This is a genomic window from Streptomyces sp. NPDC041129 (assembly GCF_055592265.1).
In genome coordinates this window covers 245,610-272,239 of record NZ_JBVIYV010000011.1, presented here as the reverse complement: position 1 = coordinate 272,239, position 26,630 = coordinate 245,610, and the positions used below count along the sequence as shown (strand labels likewise).

Annotated in this window: 19 protein-coding genes and 1 pseudogene; 10 read left to right on the top strand and 10 right to left on the bottom strand. The window is 70.9% G+C overall.

The features are described 5' to 3' along the window. From ACZ6B1_RS30090 to ACZ6B1_RS30070, 5 genes are all read left to right on the top strand, one after another. The coding region (locus ACZ6B1_RS30090; RefSeq protein ID WP_468783486.1) for an HAD-IIIC family phosphatase at window positions 1-3,925 on the top strand (3,925 nt) is incomplete at its 5' end. Next, complete coding sequence (locus ACZ6B1_RS30085) at window positions 3,922-6,387, top strand: thioester reductase domain-containing protein (RefSeq protein WP_468783485.1); 2,466 nt, start codon at window positions 3,922-3,924, stop codon at window positions 6,385-6,387. The genes ACZ6B1_RS30090 and ACZ6B1_RS30085, both read left to right, overlap by 4 nt. Continuing rightward, on the top strand, window positions 6,384-7,517 hold the full coding sequence (locus tag ACZ6B1_RS30080) for an alpha/beta fold hydrolase (RefSeq protein ID WP_468783483.1): 1,134 nt from the start codon (window positions 6,384-6,386) through the stop codon (window positions 7,515-7,517). The genes ACZ6B1_RS30085 and ACZ6B1_RS30080 overlap by 4 nt, the downstream gene beginning before the upstream one ends. A 145-nt stretch (window positions 7,518-7,662) precedes the next feature. Further along, a complete protein-coding gene (locus tag ACZ6B1_RS30075; protein ID WP_468783481.1) occupies window positions 7,663-8,094 on the top strand; it encodes a protein kilB in 432 nt (143 codons plus the stop codon). Window positions 8,095-8,288: 194 nt separating this feature from the next. Continuing rightward, the gene (locus ACZ6B1_RS30070; RefSeq protein WP_468783510.1) at window positions 8,289-8,657 is read left to right on the top strand and encodes a gas vesicle structural protein GvpA; all 369 of its coding nucleotides are present in this window, start codon (window positions 8,289-8,291) and stop codon (window positions 8,655-8,657) included. Between the two features lie 91 nt (window positions 8,658-8,748). Here the strand turns inward: ACZ6B1_RS30070 and ACZ6B1_RS30065 are convergent, their stop codons facing one another. Further along, window positions 8,749-9,174: an ATP-binding protein gene (locus ACZ6B1_RS30065; RefSeq protein ID WP_468783479.1), complete on the bottom strand. Its 426-nt coding sequence runs from the start codon at window positions 9,172-9,174 to the stop codon at window positions 8,749-8,751. Between the two features lie 230 nt (window positions 9,175-9,404). Between ACZ6B1_RS30065 and ACZ6B1_RS30060 the strand changes: the two genes are divergently transcribed. Beyond that, a complete protein-coding gene (locus ACZ6B1_RS30060; protein ID WP_468783477.1) occupies window positions 9,405-9,791 on the top strand; it encodes an STAS domain-containing protein in 387 nt (128 codons plus the stop codon). 38 nt (window positions 9,792-9,829) lie between these two features. Here the strand turns inward: ACZ6B1_RS30060 and ACZ6B1_RS30055 are convergent, their stop codons facing one another. Both ACZ6B1_RS30055 and ACZ6B1_RS30050 read right to left on the bottom strand, forming a co-directional pair. Continuing rightward, a complete protein-coding gene (locus ACZ6B1_RS30055) occupies window positions 9,830-11,041 on the bottom strand; it encodes a PP2C family protein-serine/threonine phosphatase (RefSeq protein WP_468783475.1) in 1,212 nt (403 codons plus the stop codon). After that, entirely contained in the window at window positions 11,038-12,621 is a 1,584-nt protein-coding gene (locus ACZ6B1_RS30050; RefSeq protein WP_468783473.1) for a sensor histidine kinase, read from the bottom strand. Before ACZ6B1_RS30050 ends, ACZ6B1_RS30055 begins: the two co-directional genes overlap by 4 nt. A 473-nt stretch (window positions 12,622-13,094) precedes the next feature. Between ACZ6B1_RS30050 and ACZ6B1_RS30045 the strand changes: the two genes are divergently transcribed. From ACZ6B1_RS30045 to ACZ6B1_RS30035, 3 genes and pseudogenes are all read left to right on the top strand, one after another. Next, a complete protein-coding gene (locus ACZ6B1_RS30045) occupies window positions 13,095-13,526 on the top strand; it encodes a response regulator (RefSeq protein ID WP_468783472.1) in 432 nt (143 codons plus the stop codon). Window positions 13,527-13,782: 256 nt separating this feature from the next. Further along, window positions 13,783-14,325 (top strand): ATP-binding protein, encoded by a 543-nt coding sequence (locus ACZ6B1_RS30040; protein WP_468783470.1) that lies wholly within the window; start codon window positions 13,783-13,785, stop codon window positions 14,323-14,325. 381 nt (window positions 14,326-14,706) lie between these two features. Next, window positions 14,707-14,806: pseudogene (locus ACZ6B1_RS30035) on the top strand. A gap of 66 nt (window positions 14,807-14,872) precedes the next feature. Here ACZ6B1_RS30035 and ACZ6B1_RS30030 read toward each other — a convergent pair. From ACZ6B1_RS30030 to ACZ6B1_RS30010, 5 genes are all read right to left on the bottom strand, one after another. Then, the gene (locus ACZ6B1_RS30030; RefSeq protein ID WP_468783468.1) at window positions 14,873-17,626 is read right to left on the bottom strand and encodes an alkaline phosphatase family protein; all 2,754 of its coding nucleotides are present in this window, start codon (window positions 17,624-17,626) and stop codon (window positions 14,873-14,875) included. A gap of 4 nt (window positions 17,627-17,630) precedes the next feature. Continuing rightward, the gene (locus ACZ6B1_RS30025; RefSeq protein ID WP_468783466.1) at window positions 17,631-18,986 is read right to left on the bottom strand and encodes an ABC transporter permease; all 1,356 of its coding nucleotides are present in this window, start codon (window positions 18,984-18,986) and stop codon (window positions 17,631-17,633) included. Continuing rightward, complete coding sequence (locus tag ACZ6B1_RS30020) at window positions 18,983-19,930, bottom strand: ABC transporter ATP-binding protein (RefSeq protein WP_468783464.1); 948 nt, start codon at window positions 19,928-19,930, stop codon at window positions 18,983-18,985. Before ACZ6B1_RS30020 ends, ACZ6B1_RS30025 begins: the two co-directional genes overlap by 4 nt. A 178-nt stretch (window positions 19,931-20,108) precedes the next feature. Then, on the bottom strand, window positions 20,109-21,026 hold the full coding sequence (locus tag ACZ6B1_RS30015; RefSeq protein ID WP_468783463.1) for an aminoglycoside phosphotransferase family protein: 918 nt from the start codon (window positions 21,024-21,026) through the stop codon (window positions 20,109-20,111). 154 nt (window positions 21,027-21,180) lie between these two features. Continuing rightward, the gene (locus ACZ6B1_RS30010; protein WP_468783461.1) at window positions 21,181-21,480 is read right to left on the bottom strand and encodes a hypothetical protein; all 300 of its coding nucleotides are present in this window, start codon (window positions 21,478-21,480) and stop codon (window positions 21,181-21,183) included. Between the two features lie 245 nt (window positions 21,481-21,725). Here ACZ6B1_RS30010 and ACZ6B1_RS30005 point away from each other — a divergent pair, with 245 nt between their 5' ends. Continuing rightward, a complete protein-coding gene (locus ACZ6B1_RS30005; protein WP_468783459.1) occupies window positions 21,726-23,888 on the top strand; it encodes an ATP-binding SpoIIE family protein phosphatase in 2,163 nt (720 codons plus the stop codon). Between the two features lie 51 nt (window positions 23,889-23,939). On the opposite strand, the gene ACZ6B1_RS30000 is transcribed toward ACZ6B1_RS30005, so the two are convergent. Further along, window positions 23,940-25,124 carry a type III polyketide synthase gene (locus ACZ6B1_RS30000; RefSeq protein ID WP_468783458.1) on the bottom strand — a complete coding sequence of 395 codons (1,185 nt, stop codon included), beginning with the start codon at window positions 25,122-25,124 and terminating at the stop codon, window positions 23,940-23,942. Between the two features lie 587 nt (window positions 25,125-25,711). Beyond that, window positions 25,712-26,380 carry a class I SAM-dependent methyltransferase gene (locus ACZ6B1_RS29995; RefSeq protein ID WP_468783456.1) on the bottom strand — a complete coding sequence of 223 codons (669 nt, stop codon included), beginning with the start codon at window positions 26,378-26,380 and terminating at the stop codon, window positions 25,712-25,714. Window positions 26,381-26,630 lie beyond the last annotated feature (250 nt).

Genomic DNA, 26,630 nt, shown 5'->3' with positions numbered 1-26,630 from the left:
CGTCGCGGCGGACCCGGCACCGCAGGTCGTCCTGGTCTCCGCCCGCACCCCCGAGCTGCTGCGCACGGCCGTGGGCCGCCTGCACGACTTCCTCGAACGCGACGGCACGGCGAGCCTGGCCGACATCGCCTACACCTCCCAGCTCTGCCGGGAGCATCTGCCCGAGCGGCTCGCCCTGGTCGCCGCCGACCGCGAGCAGCTCGCGCGCGCCCTCGAACAGCACCTCGTCGACGGCGTGGCCGCCACGGCGGGCGGCGGCGCGAGCTCGCACCGCGGCAACGCCGACGAGGACGCCGGACCGATGACCGCTGTCCTGGCCGGCGCCCGGGGGGACTCCTTCCTCGCCGGACTCGTCGAGGACCACGTCCTGGAGCAACTGGCCGAGCTGTGGGTGCGTGGTGTGCGGGTACCGTGGCACGGCCTCCACGCCGGGCCGCGCCGCATGGCGCCGCTCCCGCCGACCGCGCTCGAAGCGGGCAGCTACTGGGTCGGCCGGGCGCCCCGGCTGTCCGTGGAGGCCCTCGCGGCCCAGACCGCGCCGTCCACCCCGCCTCGCGAGCTCGCCGCGCCCACCGACACGGGGCGCGCCGTGGCCGGAGCCCGGGCCGGCGTCCCCCTGTCCGGGGATGCGGGCACCCGGGCGCAGGTGATGGACCGGGTACGGCACCATGTCGCGGAACTGCTGGGCTTCGACACCGACCATCTGGACGTCTCGGCCCCGCTCTCCAAGCTCGGTATCGACTCGGTGACGGCCATGCGCACCCGAGGTCTGGTGGAGGCCGACTTCGGGCAGGAACTGCCGGTGGCGACCCTGCTCGGCGGGGCGAGTGTCATGGACGTCGTGGACGCGATCCTGGACGGCCGGACCGGTGCGGAGGCCGGGGCACCGCTCGAGTCCGGGAGGGACACACGCCGGGAAGGCTCGGAGCCGCTCGTCGTACCGGGCGCCGGCGGAACCGTACGGTGGCCGGCGACCCGTGACGTCATACGGATGCTGCGCACGGAGCAGCTGGGCACCCCGGGAGCCACCCACAACATCGGCTCCGCCGTGCGGCTCGCCACTCCGGTCGGCCGGGAACGGCTGATCGACGTACTGGGCAGTCTCGCCGCCCGTCACGCGGCCCTGCGGACGGCGATCGTCGCGGACCCCGAGCACGGCCTCCAACTGGCAGTGGCGAGGAGCCTGCCTGGATCCTTGCTGCGCTGGTCGACCGTCGACGAGGACACGGACCCGGACCGGCGGCTGCGCGAGCTGCTGGAGGCACCGTTCGAGCTTGCCACGGCACCGCTGTGGCGGTTCGAGCTGCTGGACTACCCGTCGGGGAAGCAGGTACTGCTCTACGGTGCGCACCACGCGGTGTCCGATCTGTCCTCGCTCGCGCTGGTGGCGGCGGAGATCGGCGCGGACCTCACGGGTGAGCATCTGTCGTCCGCTTCCTCCTTGGCCGACATCGACGGCCTGATGCGGGCTCAGCCGGCGCGGCAGGAGACGGACGGCCGGGAGGCCTCGGCGGCGCAGCCGCGCGAGTGGTTCTCCGGGATCCGCAGGCTGGATCTGACTCTCGCGAAGGCCCGTCCCGCGGAACGGTCGTACCGTGCGGCGACCGAGCTCGTGGAGGTCCCCGACGGGCTCTCGGAGCGGGTCGGCGTCGAGGCCCGACGGCTCGGGATCACCCCGGCCGCCTTCTGGCTGGGCACGCTGACCATGTTCCTCGCCCGGCTGCGGGAGCGCAGCCGGTTCGTGCTGGCGGTTCCGGTGGACACCCGGATGCACGCGGAAGCGCTCGACGCGGTCGGGTTCTTCGGCGTCCCGATACCGTTCCCCGCCGAGGCCTCCCCGGGCGAACCGGTGGCCGACGTGCTGCGCCGGACCGACGACCGGCTGGGCGTGCATCTCGAAAAGGGCATCTCCTTCTCGGACACCATGTCCACGCTGGTGGCGGAGGGGCTGTACCGCGAGAACGCGCCGCTGGTCGAGGTCTACTTCAACTACCTTCCGCCGCGCGGCCTGAAACTGCCCGGGCTGGAGATGCTCCCCGCGGGCACCGGGCACTCCGACCTCGATCTGATGATCAGTGTGTCACCGGATCTGGGTCATATGCGGCTCGACTACAACCTGGACATCCTCGACAGCTCGAGCTGTGCCCGGTTCGGCCGGGACTTCCTCGCCCTGATCGCCGAGGTGATCGGCCGAGCGGACACGGACACCGTCGGCGCTCTTCCGGTGCTCCGGACAGCGGAGCCAGTGGTCGCGTCGGCGAGGGAAGCCGAAACGGCGGCGCTCACGCCGGAGCCGTTGCCCATCCCCCCGTCGCGCTCGTCGGCACCCCGATCCGTCGCTCTGACAGCCACCTTCGCTCTGGGCGACCTCTCCGCGCTGCTCGGCCTCGCTCTCGAGGAGGCCGGACTCGCCGTCGCCGAAGCTCCGTACCACCAGGTTCTGGCCGCCCTGCACGACCCGTGCGGCGTTCTCTCCGATCCGTCGGCCGCGGCGGCCCTTGTGCTGCTGCGCGCCGCCGACCTGGGGCGTTACGGGGAAATCAGCGACGAGTTGCTGACCGAGCTGGGCGAGGAGTATCCGGCGGCCCTGCGCTCGTTGGCCGAACGCACGGGGAGGCCGGTGATCGTCGGCCTTCTTCCCGCCCACTCGACAGAGGAGAGGCTGCGGAACTGGGAGGAGCAGGTGAGGTCCCGGCTCCGGGATCAGGCCGGCATCGCGGTCCTGGGCCCGGAGAGCTTCAGCGGCGATGGTTTCACCGACCCGTTCGACGCCGAGACGGACGCGCTGGCGCACCTGCCGTTCCGGACGGAGTTCCAGGCCGCGGTGGCCCTGGCCCTCGCCGAACTGGTGCGCGCCTCCCTCCGCACCCCGCCCAAGGTGATCGCGGTGGACGGCGACGAGACTCTCTGGGACGGCATCGCCGGGGAGAACGGGCCGGAGCACGTCGGCCTCTTGGGGGGCCGCGCCCAGCTCGCCCGCCGGCTGCTGCAGTGGCGTGCCGCCGGTGTACTTCTGGTGCTGGTCTCCAACAACGACGAGGCCACCGTACGAGCCGTACTCGACCGGCCCGACAGTCCGCTCCGGGCCGAGCACTTCCAAGTGATCTCCGCCGGCTGGGCCCCGAAGCCCGTACGCCTCAAGGCGGTCGCGGAGGAACTCGGCCTCGGCCTGGACACGTTCATGTTCCTCGACGACAACCCGGCCGAGATCGCCAGGATGAGGGCGGCTCTGCCGGAGGTGCTCTGCGTGACCTGCCCGCCCGGAGAAGGCCTGCCGGACTTCCTGACCAGGATCTGGCCGGTCACCCCGCGCGCGGCGACACAGGAGGACGCCGCGCGGGCGGACTTCTACCGGCAGGACAAGGTGCGCGAGGAAGCACGTTCCCGTACCACCTTCGCCGAGTTCCTGGAGCGGCTGAACCTGGAGATGGACTTCCAGCTGCTCGGCGCCGACACGATGGAACGTTCCGTCCAACTGGCCCGGCGCACCAACCAGTTCAATCTCCGGCCCTCGCCAGTGGACGAGGCGGAGCTGGCACGCCGGCAGCAGGACGGCGAGGTGTGGACCGTGCGGGCGCGGGACAGGTTCGGCGACTACGGGCAGATCGCCGTCCTCGTGATCCGTCCCGACGGCGGGACGCTCGAGGTCCTGGGCTGGATGATGAGCTGCCGGGTGCTCGGCCGCGGTGCCGAGGAACGGGTTCTCGGCTGGCTGGCGGACCGGGCCGAGGCCTTGGGCTGCACGGCCGTACGCATGGTCGCCGAGCACACCCCCCGCAATGTCCCCGTACGGCGGCTGGTGGCCGCCCTGGCCGGCGGGGACCCGGAGGCTCCGCGCCTGGAGGCGCTGGTCCCCGCGGACCGGCTCCGAGACTTCCGCTCGTGGGACACCACAACCGACGACACCGTGGAGGCAACCGCATGACACCCAGCCCAGATGCCGGCGGCGACGCACCGGCCCGCAATCACGAGTTGGACCGGCAGCACGAGGGGGAGCTTCTCGAAGGCGGTGCGCGCGGGTCCGCGGCGATCGCCGGTCTGCTGGCGCGATTTCAGCCGCCCGCCCCGCCGCCACAGCCGACGGACAGCGCGAACGGCCCCGTGGCCCCGGCCGACGGCGCACCGGCCTGGGGTCTCGAACAACTCGCCAAGGCCATCGTCTCGAAGGCGGCCACGCTGCTGGGCGGCAAGGAGATCGACACCGAGACCGATCTCTTCGACGCCGGGGCCACGTCGGTGGACGCCGTTCGACTCGTCGCCGTACTCGACCGTGACCTCAACGTCAGGCTCAGTCTGGACGACGTCTTCGCCGACGCCCGGCCCCGGCGCCTCGCTCAACGCTGGCTGGGCGGTCCGGCGAGACACACACTGCCCGAGGCGCCGGCGACCGCCAAAGCCCTCGAGCTTCCGGTGGCCTCCGCGCCGTCCGCCCCCACGACGGCATCGCCGGGCACCGACCTGGTGCCGGCCGAGCCCGTCGCGCCGGACGAGACGCTCCCCGCGCTCGACGACCGTGCCGAGGACCTCGCCCTCATCACGGCCGACCTCGCGCGTGCTGACCTGCTTCCCTGGTGTGGCGACCCGGAACCGGTCCCGCCCCGCCGCGTCCTGATGACCGGTGCCAACGGCTTCCTGGGTGGCCACATGCTGCTCGACCTGCTGCGGCACAGCGACGCACACGTCGTCTGCCTGGTGCGCGGGGACAGCGTGCAGGACGCGGAACGGCGCCTGGCCGAGGGTCTCGCCAGTTTCTCCCTCCCCTGGTCGGCCGAGATCCGGCGACGGGTCACGGTCCTGCCCGGCGACCTGCGCCGGCCCCGCCTCGGTCTGACGGACGAACAGTGGTACCTGCTGGCCGACGAACTCGACTCGGTCGTCAGCGTGGCAGCGGCCGTGGACTTCCTGCGCGGCTACCCGTCGCTGCGCCGGACCAATGTCCTCGGCGTGCTGTCCCTCGCCGAACTCGCGATGACCGGCCGGCCCAAACCGCTGCACCACATCTCGTCGATCGCCGTGTTCAACGAGATCGGTATCGCCTCGATGGGCGAGGACGATCCGGTGGCACACGTGGACCGGCTGGCGGCGGGCTACGACAAGTCGAAGTGGGCGGCCGAGGCAGCGCTCAGGCGCGCCCGCGACCGCGGGCTGAAGGCGACGTTCCTGCGCCCCGGCGGCATCGTCGGCCACACCCGTACCGGCGCGTACAACCCGCACGACATCAACACGGGTCTGTTCTCCGCCATCTCCCGCTACCGCGTCGCACCCAAGATCAACTATTCGAACTCCGCTCCGGTGGACTGGGTGAGCCGTGTCGCGACCGCGGTGATCTGCGAGCCGAGCGGCTGGGGCCAGAACTACCACCTCACCGGACGGCCGGACACTCTCACCGAGATGGTCCGCGATCAGGAACTCGGTGGGCTGAACGTTCGGGTGATGCCGTGGGATGTCTGGCTCAAGGACTTCCTGGACCGCTGTGAGACCGATCCGGTCCCCGAACTGGAGTTCATGGCACGGGTGCTGCGCAACCCCGCCGGCCAGAAGATCGTCGAGGCGAGCGTCACGGCCCCGATGGCGACAGGGGACCGGACCGAGGCGTTCGTCGCCCGGCACAAACTGCCGCCGCCTGCCCGCGTCGACGCACAGGCCCGGCTGAAGAGCTACGAGCGTATGGCCCGGGACGGCCTGGTGATCCTGCCGAGCCGTGACGACCCGCCGTATCTGTGGTTCCGGGAGACGATGCGCGGCAAGGTGGGCCCGGTCGACGCCAAGCCCGACACTCGCTGCACCTTCGCGCTGACCCTGTCGATCGCCAGCATGTACCAACTGGTGCAGCACCGCACCATCGACGTACGCGGCACGGTTTCCTGTCCCTTGCTGCACGCGGATCCGCTGACCGTGGACGACGGCGAGATCTGGGTGCGCCCCCATGAGGGAGTGCCTCACCGCCACAGCCTGGACCACCCCCTGCTGCGTTACCGCCTGGCCCTGCGCGACGCCGACGGAAACGGCTGGTGGCTGGAGGGCTGGAAGACGGCCCGGGCTCGCTTCGACTACATGCAGCAGGCGCGCACCCTCACCATCCGGGCCGGTCGCGAGGGCGAGCCGGCGAGCCTGGCCGGAACGATGAAGGTGCCCAAGAAGTCCTACAAGCGGGAGCAGATAGACGGTATCCGGGTCAATCCCGAGCTGTCGATGCGGGAGCAGCGGATCGCCAAGTTCACCTGGCTGGGCTGGTTCAGCACGCAGTTGGGCCAGGGCCTGCTGGAGCCCACCCTGCGCGCCGGCGCCGAACTGCTCGACCTGCGCCCGGACGCGATCGACCGCGACAAGGACCGGTACCAGGCCAAACTCACGAAGTGGGAAAAGGACAGGAAGCACCTTCGATGACACCACGACCGCTCTTCGCCCCGATGGATCGCGTCACCGTCGAGCAGATCCCGTTCCACGCGTCCGACGGCACGGAACTCGGCCTGTGCCGGGTGACCGCCAACACCCCCGCAGATCGGCACGGCACCGACCGTCCCGCGGTCCTGCTCCTGCACGGCCTCACGGCTTCGGCCGACATGTTCGTACTGCCCGAGACCCGCAACCTCGTGGACGTCCTGCTCAGTGCGGGCTACGAACCGTGGCTGCTGGACTGGCGGGGCAGTTGCCGCCTGCCGTACAACGAGGGCCGCGTCCGCTACACCTTCGACGACGTGGCGCTCTATGACATCCCGGACGCGGTGTCGTACATCCGCGACCGGATCGGCGGGCGCCAGCTGTTCGTGGTCGCCCACTGTCTCGGAGCGCTGTCACTGTCGTTGAGCATGACGGCCGGCCTGGTGCCGGGCCTCGCCGGAGTGGTGGCGCAGGGCGTCTTCATGACGCCGAAGTATTCCGGGCGGTCCCGGCTGCTCGGCCACCTCGGCGGCGAGTGGGGCCGCTCCCGCTGGACTCACCTCCCGGTCGACTTCACCAAGGTGGGCTTCCGCTCGCGTTACACGCCGATGTTCGCGCTGGCTTCCCTCTCGGCCGGCCACTGTGACGACCCCACCTGCCATATCCTGCACAACTCCGCCTGGGGTACCGGCGCATCACTCTACGTCCACGAGAACCTGCACGAGACGACCCACAGTCGGCTTGCCGAACTGTTCGGTTCCGCGCCCACCTGGATTGGCCCGCACCTGCGGCGCATGGAACTGGCGCACACGGCGATGCCGTGGAACACGGGCGACCGGGGGCACGGCCAACTGCCGGAGAACGCCCTGGACAACGCCGACCGCATCGACTGCCCCCTCCTGCTGCTCTCCGGCAGTGACAACAAGACCTTCCACGATTCGAACGAGCTCTGCTACGACATCCTGTCGAGCCGTTATCCGGACCTCGACCTTCGGTACGTCGAAGTTCCGGGCTACGGCCACGTCGATCCTTTCATCGGCCGCGGGGCCGCCCTGGACGTGTTCGGCCACATCGTCGATTTCCTCGACGAGAGATCCGTCAAGGACGTCATGGATGTCCGTTCGTCTCGTTCCTGACGACCTGTGGGGGCGGGTGGCGGCGCTGCTGTCACCCGCCCGCACACCTTCGGATCACCGTGTTGAATCGGGAACGGCTGACTCCGACCCTCCTCGGTACCGCTGTTCAAAGGGGACTTCGCGATTGTGGCCCAGCATCATTGCCGTGGCCGGCACACTGCTCGGGGGCGCTCTGACCGGGCTGCTCCAGATCAAGAGTGCGCGGATCGCCCAGAGCGCCGCCCGTGCGGACCAGAGGACGGAAGCGCTGCGCAGGGCGCTGGGCGAATTGGTGGCCTCGCTGGGCGACCATCGGCGGGCCATGTGGCGCCGCGAAGTCCTGCGCCTGGACGGGGCGAGCGAGGAAGCCGTCGAGGCGGCCCGCGCGGCCTCCCGTGTCACGCGCTCGGCGGTGACCGGCCCACTGGTCGCGGTGTCCGTCCTCGAACAGTCCCTTGCCGGGCCTGCTCGTCAGGCTGCCCTGGCCGCGTTCGCCCTCCGCGACGCCACCGATCACACCGCACTGGCCGCCCGCCGCGAGTCCGCGATCGCGGCGACCGACGAACTGGTCGCCGCTGCAGGCCGAGCCATGGCCTGACGTCCCGGACGGACGGGTGGCGCAGTCCGGGCACTCCGACAGCTCGTGACGTGATCTTGGTGTTTTGTCACAGGCGGTGGGGGCAACCGCACGTTGAAGCCCGGGAGGCGGCGAAGGTCGGCGTGTCATCGCGTTCGCTGACGGGCTCTGCGGACGAGACCATGCCGAAACCGGACGATGAGGGGTTGGTCGCGATGACCGTGGCGACACAGCAGAGGGGCGGCGGGGGCGGTTCCAGTGGCCTGTACGACGTTCTGGAACTCATTCTCGACCGCGGACTGGTGATCGACGCGTTCGTACGGGTCTCCCTTGTCGGTATCGAGATACTCAAGATCGACATACGGATCGTGGTCGCGAGCGTCGACACCTACCTGCGCTTCGCGGAAGCGTGCAACCGCCTCGACCTGGAATCGGGGCCGCGCAAGCCGGCCGGGCTCACCGAGCTCAAGGGAAAGCTCACGGAGTCCGGCGCCCAGGGCGCGGCCAAGGGAGCCCTCTCCGGCGCCGCGGAAACCATTTCCGATGCCTTCAAGCAGGCACGCGGCGAGCACAGGGGGCGCTAGGGCAGCGCGGCCCGGCCGCCGTCTCGAGGGCGTCCGGGTTCGCCGGTGCTGCTGGGGGTGATCCCTCACCTGCCGACGGCGCGCGGAACGGTCACCCGTGGGGGTCCGTGAGGGCCAGGCGAACGGTCATGCGTTTTCCCACCGATTCCCGCACCGCTTCGACGCTCTGACAGACGGCTTTCACGATCTCGAGGCCGTGCTGCCCCACCCGGCTCGCGTCGGCGGCCCGTACCACCGGCAGCACGGGATCGGAGTCCCACACCTGTACCTCCACCAGACCGTCGTCGATGCGCAGGTCCAGCAGGATCGGCCCGGAGGCGTACTTGCGGGCATTGGTGACCAGCTCGCTCACCACGAGCTGCGTCAGCTCCACGGCCCGCTGGGAGACAGGGGTCCGGTATTCGGCGCGCATCCGGGCCAGGAAGCCGGCGGCCACGCGGCGGGCCTCGGCGATGCAGGGGCTCCGGCCGTCCAGGGCTGCCGCGACCCGTGGAAGGCCGTCGTCGTGGAGCGTCATGCTGTCCTCACCAGACAAGGTCCGTTCCGTCCGCTCGCGGCCAATGCCTCGTACTCAGGCCAGGTACCCGGGTAGGCCGGGACATCACACCGTGCGCTACGCGGCATATGTCGGGGTGGGTCACACGCGGACGCCGCCTCGTAGCTGCCGGGCCGCAATCGGGGGGATATGCCAGGGCCGCCGCCGGGCACTATCCCGGAGAGCCATGTCCGGTCGATCTGATCTCGAGGATGCTGAGGAACGCCGTGGTGGAGACCGACTCCCAGAACCCGCACGAGCCCGAGTTGCTGGAGGTGGTGTCCACCACCACCGACGGCGTCACCGTGGTGACCGCGACCGGCGAGATCGACCACGGCAGCGTCGGCCGCCTCGTCCAGGCCCTGGATCCCGGTGGTCTCGGCGAGCGGCCCCGCGTGATCGTCGACATGGGGCGGGTGACCTTCATCGACTCCAGCGGCATCAACGTCCTGCTCGCCGCCCACCGCGACCTCACCGCGGGGGACGGCTGGCTGCGTCTGGCGAACGCCTCGGCGTACGTGCTGCGCACCTTGCAGATCGTCGGCATCGACACCCTCGTCCCCTGCTGCACCAGCCTCCGCGAAGCCCTCACGGCCTGACCCGGGCGGGCCGCGCCCGGCTCTGCCGGTCCTGAGGACTACGGCACTGTGCGCCACTCGCTGGGAGTGCGGCCGGTGTGGGTGTTGTTCCAGTCCAGGCGCAGGACGGCGAGGTCGTCGGTGTGCCGGTCGGCGTTGAGCGTGCGGCTGCGGGCGATGAGCTGGTCCAGGTGGGAGCCGGGGTCCGGCGTGTGGATGGTGCCGATGATGTCCAGCAGGCCCTCGACGCCGAGCCGGGCGGAGTTGTCGTCGGCGAAGCCTTCGATGAGGCCGTCCGTGTAGGCGACGAGCGCGCCGCGGGCGGGCAGGTCGATGGTGGTGGAGGGCCACTTGCCCAGCCCGGGAACAATCCCCAGGGCGACCCCGTGGGCAGCGGTCACGACCCGTGCCCCCTCGTCGGTGACGAGGAGGGGTTCGTGGTGGCCGGCCAGATGGAGGGTGACGGTGGCCGCCTCCGGATTGAGGGTGATGAGGGTGCAGGTGGTGAACAGGTCGCTGCCGGCACGTTCGGCGATGTGGATCTGCTCCAGCAGATGGAGCAGATGCTGGTCGCGGTGTCCGCCGAGGATGAGGGCCCGCCAGGCGATACGAAGGCAGACACCCAGTGCCGCCGCGTCGGGACCGTGGCCGCTGACGTCTCCGATGACGGCGTGGATGTGTCCGTCGTCGGTCTGGACGACGTCCAGGAAGTCTCCTCCCAGCAGGGCCTGGGCCCGGCCGGGGTAGTAGCGGCTGGAAGCGGTGACGGTGGAGGACGACAGGAGGGGCTCGGGAAGCAGACCGCGTTCGAGGCGTGCGTTCTCCTCGGCGCGCAGGCGGCCGATCTGCAGTGCGGCGTTGGCGCGCTCGGCCTGCTTTCGCTGGACGGCGTAGCGCAGGGCACGCTGCATCAGGTCGGGTTCGACCTTGCCCTTGATCAGGTAGTCCTGGGCGCCGGCGGCGAGGGCGTCGACACCCGCGCGGGGTTCGTCCAGTCCCGTCAGAACGATGATCGCGGCGTGGGTGTTCGACTGGATCGCCTGGACCGACTCCAGTCCGGACGCGTCAGGCAGGTGCAGATCCAGGAGAACGCAGTCCACGGCGTCCGAGGCCAGTGCGGCGCGTGCCTCGGCGGCCGTACGGCAGCGCGTGAGGGAATGCGGCAGGTCGGTGTCGTGGAGGAGTTCCTCGACGAGGAGGGCGTCGCCGTCGTCGTCCTCCACGAGCAGGATGGCGTACCGCACGTCGCGGGCGGCGGCTGGATCGGTCACGGCTGCACCCCTCCCTGCGGGGCCGCGGACGAGGCTGCGGTGGCGGGCAGGGTGAAGACGACGCGGGTACCCGTCGTGTGGTCGGCGTCGATGCTGATGGTGCCGCCGTGGAACTCCACGACCTTCTTGCACATCGCCAGGCCGATGCCGGTGCCCGGGTAGGCGTCCTTGGTGTGCAGGCGCTGGAAGAGGACGAAGACCTTCTCGTGGAACTCGGGCGCGATGCCGATCCCGTTGTCGGTCACCGAGAACGTCCACACGCCCGCCTCGCACACCGCGCCGACCTGGACGCGAGGCGGCCGGTCGGGACTGCGGAACTTGATGGCGTTCGAGAGCAGGTTCCGCCAGAGCATGCCCAATTGGGTGGCGTCCCCGACGACGGTCGGGAGCGGGTCGTGGGTGACCTCGGCGCTCGTCTCCTCGATGGTCACGCTCAGGTCGTCCAGGACCTTGCTCATGACGGATTCCAGATCGACGGTCTGGTGGTCGTTGTGAACCCGGCCGACCCGGGAGAAGGCCAAGAGGTCGTTGATGAGCGTCTGCATACGGTTGGCGCCGTCGACGGCGAAGGCGATGTACTGGTCGGCCTTCGCGTCCAGTTGACCGCCGTAACGACGCTGGAGGAGCTGGGTGAAACTGGACACCTTGCGCAGCGGCTCCTGCAGGTCGTGCGAAGCCACGTAGGCGAACTGCTCCAGTTCCGTGTTGGAACGCTTCAGGTCCTCGGCCTGATCGTCCAGCAGCCTGCGCGCCTCCTCACTGAATTTCAGTTCCTCCACCAGCCGTCGCCGCATCGCCTCCGCGTCGAGGGCCAGCTGCCGCAGGTCGGCGGGTCCGGTGCCGACGAGGGATCGGTCGAATCGGCCCTGCGCCACCTCACGGGCCGCCGAGCCGATCCGGGTGAGCGGACCGGTCACGCCGCGGCGCAGTCCCTCGAATATGAGGACCGTCACCAGGGCGATGACGAGGGCGATGACGGCGAACACCCAGTTCCGCAGCGTCTCCGCTCGCCTCAGCGTCCTCGCGGCCGCCTCCCGCTCGCTCTGCAGATGGTCCTGCTGACGCGCCATGGAACGCCGCAGCGCGTCGAAGTCGGTTTTGCCCCCCGCCACACGCTGCGTGGCGAGTTTCACGGCTTCGCCGGCCGAGGCCTGCGAGATGGGGCGGGCGATGCGCCGTTGCCAGGTGCCGGCGAGCCGCTCGACCTCGGCCAGGTCGGCGGCCGCCCGCTCGTCCTTGGCCAGCGGTCGCAGCCGGCGCAGGGCCGCCTTCTCGGCGGTCACGCCCTGGGCGTAGGGCTGGAGGAAATCGGAACGGCCGGAGAGGCCGTATCCGCGGATCCCGGTCTCCTGGTTGACCAGGGCCTGCTCCAACCTCATGGCCTCGATCAGGGCGGGCGAGCGCCGGTCGACCAGCTCGGAGGTGATCTGCGATGTACGCCACATCGCCCAGCCCCCCAGTGAACCCAGGACCGCCAGGACCGCCAGGGTGGTGGCGACGCCGGTACGCAGCCAGCGCCGCGTCGTCCAGCCGGAGAGCACGCCGCTGTCGGACGACTCGGTTTCTATGGCGGTCTGCATCTTTTCCTCGACGAGTGGGCCGCTGTTGCCTTGTGGCAACCACACTGTACCCAGGCCTCGACAACGCATGTTGTCCCTGTCGGGAACATCACCGTAGAGTGGGCGTCATGCCTGGTCCCGCACCCACTCCGCCCTTGTCCGGGGAGACGGCCGCGCTGGTGGCGCAGGTGGTGGACGAGCTCACTCTGCGACTTGCCCAAGACGTCATCCATCCACCCGCAGATCTCTTGGACACGGCCGGTGACGGCCGTCGGCATGCCCTCGCGCGATTGAGTGTGCTGCGCGGTGTCAAGCAGGCCGTCAGACGTCTGGAGGACCAGGCGGCACATGCGGCGGCGGCGAGCGGGGCGGGCTACCCCGAGATCGGCCAGGCCATGAGCATGAGCCGGCAAGGGGCCCGTCGCCGCTGGCCCGGTCTCATCACCAACAGCACACCCACCCCTTCCTCCCCCGAACCCCGGAGCTTGTGACACATGGCCGCCGCCGCTACCCGCCCCTACGACGTCCTGCTGGTCGAAGACGACGTCGCCGATGCCATGCTCATCCAGGACGCGCTCGCCGAGCGCGGTACCCGCAACCTCACCCAGGTCTCCGACGGTATGGCAGCCCTGGAATACCTGCGCGACCCGGACAACGAACGCCCGGACCTCATCGTCCTCGACCTCAATATGCCGCGGATGAACGGCCGCGAATTCCTCGCCGTGGTGAAGGAGGACGCCGACCTGCGGACCATTCCGGTGGTCGTGCTGACCACGTCCGCGGCTCCCGACGACGTCACCGGTGCTTACCACCACCACGCCAATGCCTACGTGACGAAGCCCGTCAATCTCGAGGAGTTCGAAGCGGCGGTCCGCAGCATCGACGCCTTCTACCTCGACATCACCGTCAAGCCGCCCAGGGACTAGCACCCCGAGCAGCCGCCCTGTCCGTCGTGTGCTGCCCCATGCGCATGACGCTCCACACGTCCAGGAACAGCCATGTGCCGATACGCGGGAAATGGCTGTTCCGGCAGCCGGCGCCTGGTGCGAGGCGCCGGCGAAGCGAGGCGACGGCCACCAGCGGACAGCGGAATGCTCATGAGAATGACGGCAGCGGGTACGCGACACTGCACGACAAAGAGATCACGTGGTCAGAAGGCAAGGACCCCCCACAGGAATACTCATGGTCATCCCGCTTAGGAATCAGGCGCCGGATGGACGAGAACCGGCAGGGTCCCTGCGGTACAGCACCGCCTGGGACAAGGTTCAACCGCCGATAGCCGACGCTCGTCAAGCCGTGCGCACCCTGCTGGCCCAGGCAGGACATTCCCCGGAAGATCGGGCGTGCCAGGACGCCCAGCTGGTGGTCAGCGAGCTCGTCACCAACGCGCACCGTCACGCGCCCGGCCCCGGTGGGCTGGAGCTGGAGGTCGTACCCGACGCCGCCCTGCTGCGGATCACCGTCCGCGACAGCTCCCCCCTCCGGCCCGAGCTGCGAGAGCCTGACGCCCGCCGCATCGGCGGCCATGGCCTGCGCCTGGTGACCCGGCTGTGCGCGCAGTTGCACACGGTCGCACTGGAGACCGGCAAGCAGGTGGTGGCCCACCTCCACCTGGACAGCTCCCCACCCGGTCGGACACAGCGGAATCCCGGCCAGCCACTCCACGCGACAGGGCGCGACCGCCCTCCTCGGCTCGACCAGGCTGAACGGCCGATGACCGGGTAGTCGAACTTCACGGGGCCGGGCCGAAGCCAGGCACCCACGGCGAAAGGAGTGACATGCCAGGCGTTCTCCAGCGACTCAAGCAGTTCGCACAAAGTCCGCAGGGTCGGCGCACCATCGAACAAGCACGCCGCACCGCGGCCGATCCACGCCGCCGAGCCCAGGCCCAGCGTCTCTTCGACAAGTTGCGCACCCGCCGGTCGGCGTCGGGCATGTGACCTGAACCCGGCTCGCGGCCTGCCGGGGCCGCGCCACCGATGGTCGGTCCGGCGGGCGATCAGGCTCGCCGAAGGGCTCCGTCAGGGAGGCGTCAGGTCCATGTCAGGGGCTGCTGTCAGTCTCAGTCATGTGAACGGCAGCGGGGCAGACCGGGGCCGGGAACAGGGAGAGGTGCCCGGAGTGGTTGATCGGGGACCAGCGAGCTCGCCTCACGGTCGGGCCTCCTCGGAGGCCCACGCAGGTTCGAATCCTGCCCTCTCCGCCATGTGGCACGAAGGGGCCCTGCGCGGCGTCGTCGCCGGGCAGGGCCCCTTCGTGCCAGGCGTGCGCGTCAGCCGTCGGACTCCGATGACGGGATGTAGGCGCCCGGTACGTCGTCCGGCTCGAAGATCCTGGCCTCGCCGGGGTACGGCTTCTGCCAGTTGTGCGTCTCGTACCAGGTGAAGTGGTTCATCTGCGCGGGGTTGGCGTAGTCGGGCACCGCGTTGGGTCCGGTCAGGCGCTGCTTCGACTTCCAGCGGTCCCACTTCGCGGCGAGTGACCGCTTGTCCGCGGGGACCTTGGCCGACGGCGCGGGCGCCGCCGCGGGGTCCTGCGGTGCGGGTGTGTCCACGCCGCAGGCGGGCGGGGTCTTCAGGCCGCCGGTCAGCGAGGTCCGGTTGGGCAGCGCGGTGAACGGCGTGAGGTCCGCCTTCTCGGTGAAGGCCCCCCGCATCGGGGTGGCCGCGCTGTCCTTCTGGTTCATCGGGTGGATCCCGAGGATCTGCTCGATGGTCCGGATCACCGTGATCTGGGAGTAGTAGTGGCTGTCGACGGTGCCGTGCCGGGCCCAGGGGCTGATGATCTGCACCGGGGCGCGGTGACCGTCGACGTGGTCGAGGCCGGCCTGGGAGTCGTCCTCGACGACGAAGACGGCCGAGTCCTTCCAGTACCGGCTGTGCGAGATCTCGTCGACGATCCGGCCGGTGGCGAGGTCGTTGTCGGCGACCTGGGCGGCCGCGTTGGCCGGGCCACCGGTGTGGTCGCTGGAGAGCCAGAACATGTTGAGGTTCGCCGGCCCGTTCTTCTCGAAGTCCCGCTTCCAGATCTGGTGCCGGTAGATGTCCGGGACACTGGTGTCGAACTTCGCGAAGCCGTGCACGGACACGTCGTTGAGCGACGGGATCGGCGAGGACGAGTTCAGGGTGTACGCGGTGTCCTGCCCGGTCGTGTCCATGTTCTTGGCGTCGCAGTACAGGTTCTGCCAGCTCGCGTCCGCCGGCTTCGACAGGAACTGCTGGAACTCGCCGAAGTCCCGCACGCTCTTCCCCGCCGCCTGGGCGCCGGACCAGATGAACCCGGTTCGCTGGTGGCCGAGAGCGTCGTCCTCGGTGTCGTAACTGCGCTTGTACGCACCGGCCGAGGACTCCGTGTACTCCGGATTGTCGGCCTGCATCAGCCAGTTGTGGCCCTCGGCGGAGTTCGTGCCGATGTCGTAGGTGTTGTCGTACAGCCCGAACTGCTCGGCGAGAGCGTGCTGGTTCGGGGTCACGTTCTCACCGAACTGTGCCAGCGACGGGTCGCCGTTGCCCTTCGGGACGTCGCCGAAGAGCTGGTCGTAGGTCCGGTTCTCCTTGACTATCAGGAACACGTGCTTGATCGTCGAGGGGTCGCCGAGCCGCTGCGGGACCGGCACCGGCTTCTCGTGGCCCTTGCCCCTGGCGAGCTTCACCGAGCCGCGGCTCCAGCCGTTCTGCTGGAAGACCTTGGGCGTCTGGGACCGGATGACGATGTCGTCGGGCAGCTCGAGCCGCGTCAGGCTCGACGTCGTGTCGTGGGTGGCGTGGCCGGCGGCGCTGGTGGGACGGCGGGCGTCGACACCGCGCGTGTTGGAGACGAGCACCTGGTCGCCGACGGTGGCGATCTCCGCGGGGAAGTAGTCCGTCGGGAGCAGGCCGACGTAGCTGACCGGCTCCTGCGGGGTTCTGTACCGGTAGACGGCGACCGCGTTGGCGCGGCCGAGCGTCACCAGCAGGTGGCCGTCGTCGGTGAGCGTCACCGCGTCGGGCTCGTAGCCCACCGAGGCCTCGGGCCAGGGCTGGGTCGCGATGGTCTGCACGACCTTGTCGCGGCGGGTGTCGATGACCGACACGTCGTTGGTGGCGGTGTTGGTGACGAACAGCGCACCGCGCTTGGCGTACAGGGCGGTGGGGTGCAGGCCGACGTCGATGCTCGTGGGGGCGGCGTCCGGGTGCGCCAGGTCGATGACGCCGACCGTGCCGGTGGTGGTGGCACCCGTCCTGGGGTCGGCCGGTACCTGGGTACCGTAGGAGTTGAGCGTGGGGTCGCCGGGTTCGGCCGGGCGCCCGCCCTCGTTGCTCACGTAGAGCTTGTCGCCGACCCGGACCAGGTCGCGGGGGGCGTTGCCGACGGACCAGCTCCGGCGGACGGCCCCGGTCGCCGCGTCGAGGGCGACGACCCGGTTCTGGCCGTTGACCGCGCAGTACACGGTGGAGCCGTCGGGCGAGAACACCGCCTCCCCCACCAGCGCGTGCTTGGCTCCGTCCGCCGGGAGCTTCACGGTCGTCGGGTCGGCGACGCTGCCGTCCGGGTTCACGGTGAACCTGGTGTAGCCGTCGGTCTGGCCGAGCCACAGATGCGAGCCGTCGGGCGAGTAGGTGGGGCCTTCCTGGCCGACCTCGTTGCTGCTGACGCGCGGGCTGGACGAGGCGGCGGTGCCGACGAGTTGCTGCACCGTCCACTTCTTCAGGTCCACGATCGACAGTGCGGCACCGCCGTCGGTGACGGAGGCGGCGAGGTGGGTGCCGTCCGGGCTCACCGAGGACGACATGATCTTGCCGTTGTCGATGACGAGGCGTTCGCCGTACGGCGCGATGTACTGGTCGCTGGAGACGACCTGGCCCCGGTGGGTGAGCCGGCCGACCTGGTCGGTGCCGAACTGGTGCGTCTGGGCGAACGCGGTGCCCGCGGCGGTGACGGCGACAGCGGTGATGCCGGCGGTCAGCAGGGTCCGGCGGCCGACGCGTCTGCCGAGGAGAGCGACACCGTTCGTCTGGACACGCCTGCGGTGGCGTGTTACCTGCATGGGTTCATCCCTTCGAGGTGGACAGCAGACCGACGTTGCCGTCGAACTGCCAGAGCGGGTTCGGTGCGTCCCCGGCCGGGGTGCGCACCAGGAAGTAGCCGTTCACTTCCTTCGGTCCGTCGCCGTCGGCGACGAACCGCCCGTCCGCGGTGACGTCGAGCTGGTAGACGGCCGAGCCGGTGGCCTCGACGCCGGGCAGATGCCACGAGACGACACAGCGCCAGTCGTTGCCCGGCCCCTCGGCGGCGACCCTGACGCTGCCCTTGTCGCACGTCGCGGTCGCCCTCAGCCGCGCCTCGGTGACGTCGGGACGGTGCAGTTGCCCGGTCTGCAGGCGGTAGAGGTGGGCGAACTCCGTGGCGAGGGAGCGCTGCACCTCTGCCTGGTCGATCCCGGAGCCGGTGGCCGAGGTCGTCGTGGCGACGATCAGCACCGTCGCGGCGGCCAGCCCGGCCAGCGGCAGCACCCCGGCGGTCACGGCACGGCGTCCCGAGCCGTCGTAGGCGGCATTGGTGAAGTCGCGGCGTAGGAAGAGCAGGTAGGCCAGTGCCGTGGCGATCACGGCCCAGACGAGGCTGACCGCGATCCCGATCAGCAGCGGCTCGAGCTCTGCCGGGCTGGTGAACAGGCCGTTCCAGGCGATGAAGGCGTAGCCGGGCAGGGAGAGGCGCACGGCGACGGGCAGCGGCAGCATCTGGGCGAGTTGCGTGGCGAGCGCGAACAGGGCGGGCAGCAGGAGTCCCATCGGGGACCGGCCGAGGGTGACGGAGCCGAGCAGTCCGATCGCGGCGAGGGCCAACGTCGGGGCGAGCACGCAGATCCAGGCGAGCAGGACCTGGCCGGCGGCGTCCGCCGGTGTCAGCAGGTGGCCGTCGAGGCCCACGAGCGGCTGGTTGCCGACGGCCACGGCTCCGCCGGCCGCGCTGGAACAGGCGAGCCCGGCCACCAGCAGCAGGATGACGGTGAGGGCTGCCAGTGCCTTCGCCGCGAAGATCCGTCGCGGGGACCGGACCGCCACGAGCAGGTGGCGCCAGGTGCCCAGGCGGTCCTCGGCGGCGAACACGTCTCCGGCCACCACCGAGGTCAGCAGCGGCAGCGCCCAGGTGCCCGCGAATCCGAGCACCACCAGTGGCCCGGCCCAGCCCGTGGCGTGCATCCAGCGGCCGAAGAGGGTGTCGACGGGGAGCGTGCTCTGCCGGCTCACCGCCGCCACGAAGAGCGCCGGCGTGATCCAGCAGGCGAGGACCAGCAGGCGCGTCCGCCACTGCGAGACCAGTTTGACCAGTTCGAACCGGTATCCGCGCAGCAGCGGCACCGGGCTGGGCCGGACATCGTTGCCAGAGTGGAGAGTCGCGGTCATCGGCCCGGCTCCTGCGGGTGCTGCTCGGTCAGGGCGAGGAACGCCGCTTCGAGCGGCGACACCACGGGGGTGAGCTCGCGCGGCGCGACGCCGGCCCGCACGAGTCCCGCCACCAGTTCGTCGAGGGCCGGCACCAGCGCGCGTACGACCAGGACTTCGGCGCCGTACCGCGTGGTGGCGTCGTCGACGATGTGAATCCCCTCCGTGTCGGCGGCCAGGCGGCGGGCGGCCTCGGGGTCGGAGGTCACCAGCCGGTAGTCGAGTTCGCGTTTCTCGGCGGCCAGTTTGTCCAGCGGTCCGGAGAAGACGAGCCGTCCGGTGGCGATGATCGTCACCTCGGAGCACAGCGCCTCTAGGTCGTCCATACGGTGGCTCGAGAGGACGACGCTGGTTCCGTCCGCCGCGAGCCGGGTGAGGACACCGTGCACATGTCTCTTGCCGGCGGGGTCGAGGCCGTTGGCGGGTTCGTCGAGCACGAGCAGCCGGGGCCGGGTGAGCAGGGCGGCGGCGAGACCGAGCCGCTGCCGCATGCCCAGGGAGAAACCGCGCACTCGGTCGTCGGCGACATCGGTGAGGCCGACCTGGTCGAGCGCGTCATCGATCTCCTTCGTCCGCGCGCCGTTCCCGCGGAGGGCGGCCAGCGTGGCGAGGTTCTGCCGGGCGGTGAGCGAGGGGTAGAGGCCGGGGCCGTCCACGAAGCCGGCGACCCCGTCGGGGGCGGTGAGCGCCCGCCCGACCGGCGTGCCCAGAATCTCGAGGCGGCCGCTGTCGGCGGCGGCCAGCCCCAGCAGGAGGCCCAGCAGAGTCGTCTTGCCGGCGCCGTTCGGTCCTGCCAGGCCGTGGATCTGGCCCTGCGTCACATCCAGGTCGACACCGTCGAGCGCGACCACGTCGCCGAAATACTTGGTGATCCCGCGAGCCCGGACTGCGAGGAGTGCGTCCATGAGTCCCTTCTTCCGCAACGCTCAGGGACCTTACGGACGGCACACAGCTTGGACGGGGTCGGCCGGTTGAACGTCCAGGGAACGAGTTGTCAAAGCATGGACAAGATCGGGGGTACGAACCGGCTGACATGCGACCAGACTTGGGCAGGAACCGGTGCGGTCCAGCCGGGATACCCGATCACCGGTGGATCGTTGCGGTGAGGCGGTCGAGCGCGGTGTGCGCGGGCGGCCCCCAGGTCGGTTTGCCTCCGGGGCGGCCGTGGGCGCCGGCGTGTCCGATGTGGATGCCGGCGAGGGCGCGCAGCACCGCCCAGCCACGGGCGCGGCGCAGGGTCGCGGTGTCAGGGCTCGGCCGGTAGGTCTCGTGGAAGAGGTCGGCGGCGCCGTCCGGCAGCAGGATCCAGGCGGCGGCCAGGTCGCAGGCCGGGTCGCCGGCGAAGAGGTCGCCGAAGTCGATCACGCCGGAGAAATCGCCGTTCGCGGTCACGATGTTGGCAGGGTGCAGGTCGCCGTGGAGCCAGAGGCGTGGGCCCGCCCATTCGGGCGCGGCGGCCGCGTCCTGCCACACCGCGCGGACGGCTTCAGGGTCGCGGATCAGCCCCAGTTCGGTGGCCGAGGCGAGCGCTTGGGTGAACTGTCCGGCGGTGTCGGCCAGCGGGCCACCACGGTCCCGGCCCGCCGGCGCGCCGCCGGGGGCGGGGCGGTGGAGAGCGGTCAGGAAGTCGGCCAGGGTGACGGCCGCCTCCGCGGGGCGCGTCGCGGGGGCGCGGTCGGCGGGCTCACCCGCAACCCAGGTGGTGACGAGCCAGGGCCGCGGGAAGCGTTCGGAGGGCTCACCGAGGCGCTGCGGAACGGGAATCGGGAGAGGGAGGTGCGGGGCGAGGAGGGGTAGCCAGGCGTGTTCCTTGCGCAACAGCGCGTCCGCGGACAGCGTCGCCCAGGGCACGCGGACGGCGAGGTCGTCACCGAGCCGCCACACCTGGTTGTCCCAGCCGAGCGCTCCCAGCTTCAGCGGGCGATCCGCCAGGTCGGGGTGCTGCTCGCGCAGCAGATCCCGGATCAGGTCCTCTGTGATGTCCGTCCCCGTGGCTGTCATGGGGAGCAACGGTAGTTCGAGCGGGGCGCCGGCGCGGCCGTCCACCTGGTGCTGTGGATGACGCTGACCTGGCTGCTGAGCCTCTACCTGGACCTCAGTGGCTCCCTGGACACCATCTACGGCTCGCTGGGCGCCGGCTACGCCGGCCTCCTGGTCACTTCCCGTGAGTGGTGAACTGCGCCAGCTGGTCCTTGACCCAGGGGTCGTAGATCGCGAGCCGCCGGGCGGCCTCGGGGTCGAACTGTGCGATCTGGCCCGCGACCCAGGGGTCGATCTGCCGGTGTCCGGCGGACGGCCGCGACGGGTGATGCTCGGCGGGCACCGCCTGGGCGGATGCAGGCGACGCCTGCGGCGCCCGCGTCGCGCTCGCGGGACCGCCCACGGCGACGAGTGCGCCCACGGCGGCTACAGCGGAAACGCCCGTGACGGCACAACGCCGTATCTGCTTGCTCACGGTCTGTCCTCCAGCATCGTCTGGCTCTGGCAGCGGATCCCCAAAGCGGAATCAGCGACTCCGGTGGGTTCGATTACCCAGCCCCACCAACCGCCACACACCCCATCACCGGCACAAAGCGATCTGATGTGGGCGAAGCGACTCCCGGTGTTATTCAATGAGGTGTGCGATCAGGGATCTCGGGGCCCGTCGCACGGGTCCGCGTACGGCCCCGGCGCCTCGCCGGGGATTGCTGAGAGAGCCGCATGGACTCCACACCGTCCCCTTCGTCCTCTTCGCCGTTCGAACTGGTCAGCAGCGCTCTTGGGCGCTACATCCCGCGCGGCGGACGTGCGGCGCCGACCGGTCCCGCCGACGCGCCGGGTGACCGCGCCGCCGGCCGGCGCGTGCCCGAGGACGCGGCGGAGGGCCCGCAGGATCAGATTCTCGGCGCGATCAACCTGGACAGGGAGCTGAGGATCACCCGCTGCAATCTGGACGCTCCCGTCTTCGCGGGTCTGGAGGCCGCGGCCGGCAGTCCCTTCGTCGATCTCCTGCCCGCCGGGGACGTACCGACCGTCACCCGGCGGTTGCGGCAGGTACTGGAAACCGATGAGGCGCACGTCGCCCGGATCCAGCGCCTGCGGCGCCGTGACGGTTCGGAGCTGGTGGTATCACTGAGCATCCTGCCCGCCGCGGTGCCCCAGGAGGGCCTGACCGTCTCCGTGATCGCCATGGCCACGAGGCTGCACCTCTACGCCGCCGAGACCGCGATCGGCACCTCGCTGGACATCGGCGAGACCGCGCAGTCGCTGGCGGAGTCCCTGCTGGCCTGGGGAGACGTGGCCGCCGTCGACCTCGACTTCGCCGTGTGGACGGGCGAGGGAGTCAGCGAGCAGGCGCGGGGACGCATCCGACTGCGGCGGGCGGCGCTGGTGCCGGACCGGGTATGGCCCGAGGGCTACGTGACTCCGGGCGACGATCTTCCCAGCGACGCGAGTCGCCTGCTGGCGCAGGCGGTACGGCGCGACGACACCCCGCAGGCCATCGTCATGCCCGACCGCGAGGCGGTCGAGCGGGTACTCGGCACTCCGCGGGCGATGCGTGCCCTGGTGCCCGGCGACCGGTCAGCGGGTGTGGCGTGCATACCGCTGGTCCTGGACGGCACGCCGCCCGTCGTGCTGGGCGTGGCGGAGGTCTGGCGGCGGGCGGACTGCCCGTTCCGCGACAGCGAGCTGATCGACCTGCAGGAACTGGTGGCCAGGACCGCCCATCACGTCGACCTGGCCCGTCAGCACCAGCGCGAGCACACCCAGGTGCTGGCACTGCAGCGCAGGCTGCTGCCCCGGACCGGCGGCGACACCATCGAGATCGCCAGCGTCTACCAGCCCGCCACCCCTGACAGCGCGGGTGTGGGCGGCGACTGGGTGAACAGCTTTCCGCTGCCGGACGGCCGTACCGCGCTGGTGGTCGGTGACGTCGTCGGGCACGGCCTGGGAGCCGCGGCGACCATGGGCCAGCTGAGCATGGAGGCCCGCGCGCTGCTGTCCGCGGGGCTGGCGCCCGACGAGGTGCTGGAGCACCTGGACGAGACGGTGACGCTGCTGGACGACTCGGAAGCCGGGCTGGCGGCCGGCTACAGCGCCCTCGGTTCGACCTGCTGCATCGCTCTCTACGACCCGGTCAGCCACCACGTGACGCTGTCCAGCGCCGGTCACCTTCCCCCGATCCTGGTGTCCCCGGACGGGCAGGCGGGCCCGCTCGCGGTCCGCCCCCATCCCGGTCTGGGCGCCGAGTTCGCGCTGCGGGAGCCGTTCCACGTGCACACGTTCGGCGCTCCCCCGGGCTCCCTGCTCGCCCTGTACACCGACGGCCTGGTGGAGGATCCCGCCGTGTCGATCGACGAGGGCATCGCCACGCTGGCGGACGCCGTGTCCACGGTGCACCCGTGGGACACCCTGCAGCAGGCCGCACGGCGCGTCGTCTCCACGCTGGCGCCCGCGCGTCAGCGCGACGACGTGACCCTGCTGCTCGCACGCATGATCGGCTACCGCAAGGAGGACACCGCGACCTGGCGGCTGCCCGCCCGCTACGACGCGCCCGCCCGTGCCCGCGCGCTGGTCTCCGCGCTGCTGCGACGGTGGCATACCCGGGACAACACACGGGACAACGTGCTGCTGCTGGTCAGCGAGCTGGTCACGAACGCGGTGCTCTTCGCCACCGGTCCGGTCACGGTGCGGCTGATCAGGACCGGTCACGGTCTGCTGTGCGAGGTGGGCGACACCGGCAACGGCAGGCCGCGGCTGAGCCGGGGCGGTCTCCTCGACGACGGCGGTCGTGGCCTGCACGTCGTGCACGGGCTGACCAGCCGCTGGGGGGTGCGCTGGACGGACACCGGCAAGGTGGTCTGGGCGAAAGTCGTGCGGTGAGGCGGGTGTGGGGGTGCGGGCGGGCCGTCCGCCGACGGACGCGGGCTCGTACTAGAGCCACTCCCCTTCGAGGGCGGTGGCGGTGAGGCCGGGTGCCGCCGCGTAGAGGACGGCGCGGTTGCCCGACTTCTGCCCGGCGTCGTACGCCCGCCGCATGATGTCGAACACGGCGGCGCCGCCGCGGTTGCCGCTGGTGTAGCTGTCCCGGCTGTAGTCCAGGAGCCCCGGCGGCCACGTGTCGGGCATCGTCTGCTCCATGTACTCCAGCACCCGGGTCCCGCCGGGGTGCGCGAGCAGCACGTCGGGGTGCCACGAGTCGGGGTCGTCCTGATAACGGGTGCGCAGCCACTCCCACATCGCGGTGACCGTCTCCTGTACGGCGCGCGGCCCACGGCGGTCCATCACGAAGTGCGTGCCGTCCGCCCGCGTCTCCAGGCGGTGCAGGTCCTGGGTGCCGGGCAGGGTGTGGTGCCAGTCGGCGTCCAGCCGCAGCACCGACTCGCGCCTCTGCCGGCCGGTGACCACCGTGGCGACCGCGGTGTCCGCGAACAGCAGCCGGACGATCAGGGACTCGAGGGTGTCGTCCGCGGGCTGGTAGGTCGTGCTCAGCGCCTCCGCGATCACGACCAGTACCACCCGGTCGGGGTCGGCGGCGACGAGGTCCGCCGCCAGCGCCAGAGAGCGGGTCCCCGCCACACAGGCCCACTGGGTGGCCGGCAGCAGCATCGTGTCGGGGCGGAGCTCGAGCTTGTTGGCCAGGGAGACGTCCAGACCCGGCAGCGCCGGGGTGGTGGAGTGACTGGTGATCAGGCAGTCGACGTCGGCGGCGTCCAGCCCGGCGATCTGCAGAGCCCCGCGCGCCGCGCGCTCGCCGTAGGACTGCACGGCCTCCCAGGCCGGCGCGGTGCGCTCCTGGACGGTCTGCGGCGCGGGTACCGCCTCCAGGGCGGCGATCACGCGCTCCACGTCCCGCTCGGTGAACCCGTCGCGCGCCAGCGCCTCTTGGGCCCGCCCGGCGCCGATGGCCCGCAGGCCCCCGCCGTTGCCCGGTGCCACGGCCGTCTCCAGCGGCAGCATCCACCCGCGGGTCTCGATGCCCGTACTGGCCGCGATGCCGTCGATCCGCGGCTCCCACGCCGCGTGCGGGTGCCGGTCACGCACCTCCGCCACGATCTGGCTGGTCTTCACTGCGTGCTCGCCGTGTATCACGGCAGGAGGACAGACGTAAGCGGCCATGATGGGCACCTTTCCGGGGGGGATCAGGAGGAACGTCGCGAGTGGTATGCCAGGCGCCATTTCGGAACTTCACGCCCAAGGCAATGCCGGTCAACTCCACTTCGGAGCCGGTAGCCGCTTCGAGAATGGACGCTAAAGGGACATTTGCGCTGTGATGCAGACAACTTGGGCGGTGTTTTGGGTGCGTGACACGGCACACACCGCCGAGCGGCCCCGGAATGGCTCCACGGTTCCGGTCTGACTTTCCGTCAGCCGAAGCGGCCTGAGGGGGACGCCCACGGCGCTCGGACGTGCCAGGCCGCCGGGCAGGCCGCGGCCCTGGCTCCGGCCCTCGCGGCGCACCTCGATGTCACGGCTCCCGCCGCGCCTGCGGACCGCGCCGGCGGCCTACGCCCTCCTCGGTGGTGAGCACGCCGGCGCCACCGTCCGTGCGATGCGGCCGCACGGAGAAGGGATTCGGGTGTGGGTGTGATGCTTCACATCCGCCCGACGCGCAGCACCCCGGTCAGCATCGGCAGGGTGAACTCGCCGTGGGCGGTCTCCGGTCTGCTCGCGAGGAAAGCGCGGACGCGGCTCAGCATGGCCTGTCATTCCTCTTCCGGCATGACCAGCATCCCCGCGCGCGTCGCGAGGGTCGCGACGAGGGAGTCGGCGGTGCGGCGCTGTCCATGGGGGAACACCCTCTGCTCCGGCGAGCCGAACCGGGCGGCGACGCCTGACTTCGGGAGGTGTGCGTCGGCTGTCGCGGCGCGCCAGCTCGTTGGCGTGTCACGCGGGCCGATGGCCGCGCTCCCGCTGACCGGGGCGAGCCGGGCGACCCACTCGACCTGGTCGTCCATGACGTTCCACAGGCCTGCCAGGATGCCGTCGGGTGCGAGGACCCTGGCGATCTCGGGTCCCGCGACAGCCATGTCGAACCAGTGCATGGCGTTGCCGGCCAGCACGGCGTCGACGGAGGCGTCCGGCAGCGGTATCGACTCGGCGCTGCCCGACAGGGCAGGGACAGTGGGCAGCGAGCGTCGCAGCTCGGTCAGCATCGCGGGGTCGGGCTCAACGGCCGTGACCTCGGCGCCCAGCGCGAGCAGCGTGGCGGTCAGCTTTCCGGTTCCGGCACCGAGGTCGAGCACGCGCGGGCCGGGCGCGGGGTCGAGCGCCCAGCGCACCGCGGCCCGCGCGTAGTCCGGACGGTGCTCGGCGTACGCGGCGGCAGCCGGCCCGAACGACGACGCGTGAAGGAGCCGTTCATCCCGATCCACGCGGTCACGCTATCGACGCCGCTGATGGTCGGCCAGACCGCCTCACCACTGCGGCGAGGGCAACTCCGTGATGCCGGGGGCCAGTGACGACTTGCCGTTCGGGCGAGGGCCCTCGCACAGCCGGGGTGTCGGTAGGACCACCTCTGATCCGGGGCCCACGCCCAGCGACGGGGAGCGGCGGGAGCGGCAGCATTCACCTCACCGGCAACCAACCGACGAGGGCCCCGCATCGCGGGCCCAGGGGGACATC

What these genes read in the sequence shown, in the direction of transcription:
- ACZ6B1_RS30080 (WP_468783483.1), top strand. Translation starts at nt 6,384, where the DNA reads ATGACACCACGACCGCTCTTCGCCCCGATGGATCGCGTCACCGTCGAG.
- ACZ6B1_RS30045 (WP_468783472.1), top strand. Translation starts at nt 13,095, where the DNA reads ATGGCCGCCGCCGCTACCCGCCCCTACGACGTCCTGCTGGTCGAAGAC.
- ACZ6B1_RS30050 (WP_468783473.1), bottom strand. Translation starts at nt 12,621, where the DNA reads ATGCAGACCGCCATAGAAACCGAGTCGTCCGACAGCGGCGTGCTCTCC.
- ACZ6B1_RS30060 (WP_468783477.1), top strand. Translation starts at nt 9,405, where the DNA reads ATGCTGAGGAACGCCGTGGTGGAGACCGACTCCCAGAACCCGCACGAG.
- ACZ6B1_RS30020 (WP_468783464.1), bottom strand. Translation starts at nt 19,930, where the DNA reads ATGGACGCACTCCTCGCAGTCCGGGCTCGCGGGATCACCAAGTATTTC.
- ACZ6B1_RS30040 (WP_468783470.1), top strand. Translation starts at nt 13,783, where the DNA reads ATGGTCATCCCGCTTAGGAATCAGGCGCCGGATGGACGAGAACCGGCA.
- ACZ6B1_RS30085 (WP_468783485.1), top strand. Translation starts at nt 3,922, where the DNA reads ATGACACCCAGCCCAGATGCCGGCGGCGACGCACCGGCCCGCAATCAC.
- ACZ6B1_RS30025 (WP_468783466.1), bottom strand. Translation starts at nt 18,986, where the DNA reads ATGACCGCGACTCTCCACTCTGGCAACGATGTCCGGCCCAGCCCGGTG.
- ACZ6B1_RS30065 (WP_468783479.1), bottom strand. Translation starts at nt 9,174, where the DNA reads ATGACGCTCCACGACGACGGCCTTCCACGGGTCGCGGCAGCCCTGGAC.
- ACZ6B1_RS30070 (WP_468783510.1), top strand. Translation starts at nt 8,289, where the DNA reads ATGACCGTGGCGACACAGCAGAGGGGCGGCGGGGGCGGTTCCAGTGGC.
- ACZ6B1_RS30005 (WP_468783459.1), top strand. Translation starts at nt 21,726, where the DNA reads ATGGACTCCACACCGTCCCCTTCGTCCTCTTCGCCGTTCGAACTGGTC.
- ACZ6B1_RS30030 (WP_468783468.1), bottom strand. Translation starts at nt 17,626, where the DNA reads ATGCAGGTAACACGCCACCGCAGGCGTGTCCAGACGAACGGTGTCGCT.
- ACZ6B1_RS30000 (WP_468783458.1), bottom strand. Translation starts at nt 25,124, where the DNA reads ATGGCCGCTTACGTCTGTCCTCCTGCCGTGATACACGGCGAGCACGCA.
- ACZ6B1_RS30015 (WP_468783463.1), bottom strand. Translation starts at nt 21,026, where the DNA reads ATGACAGCCACGGGGACGGACATCACAGAGGACCTGATCCGGGATCTG.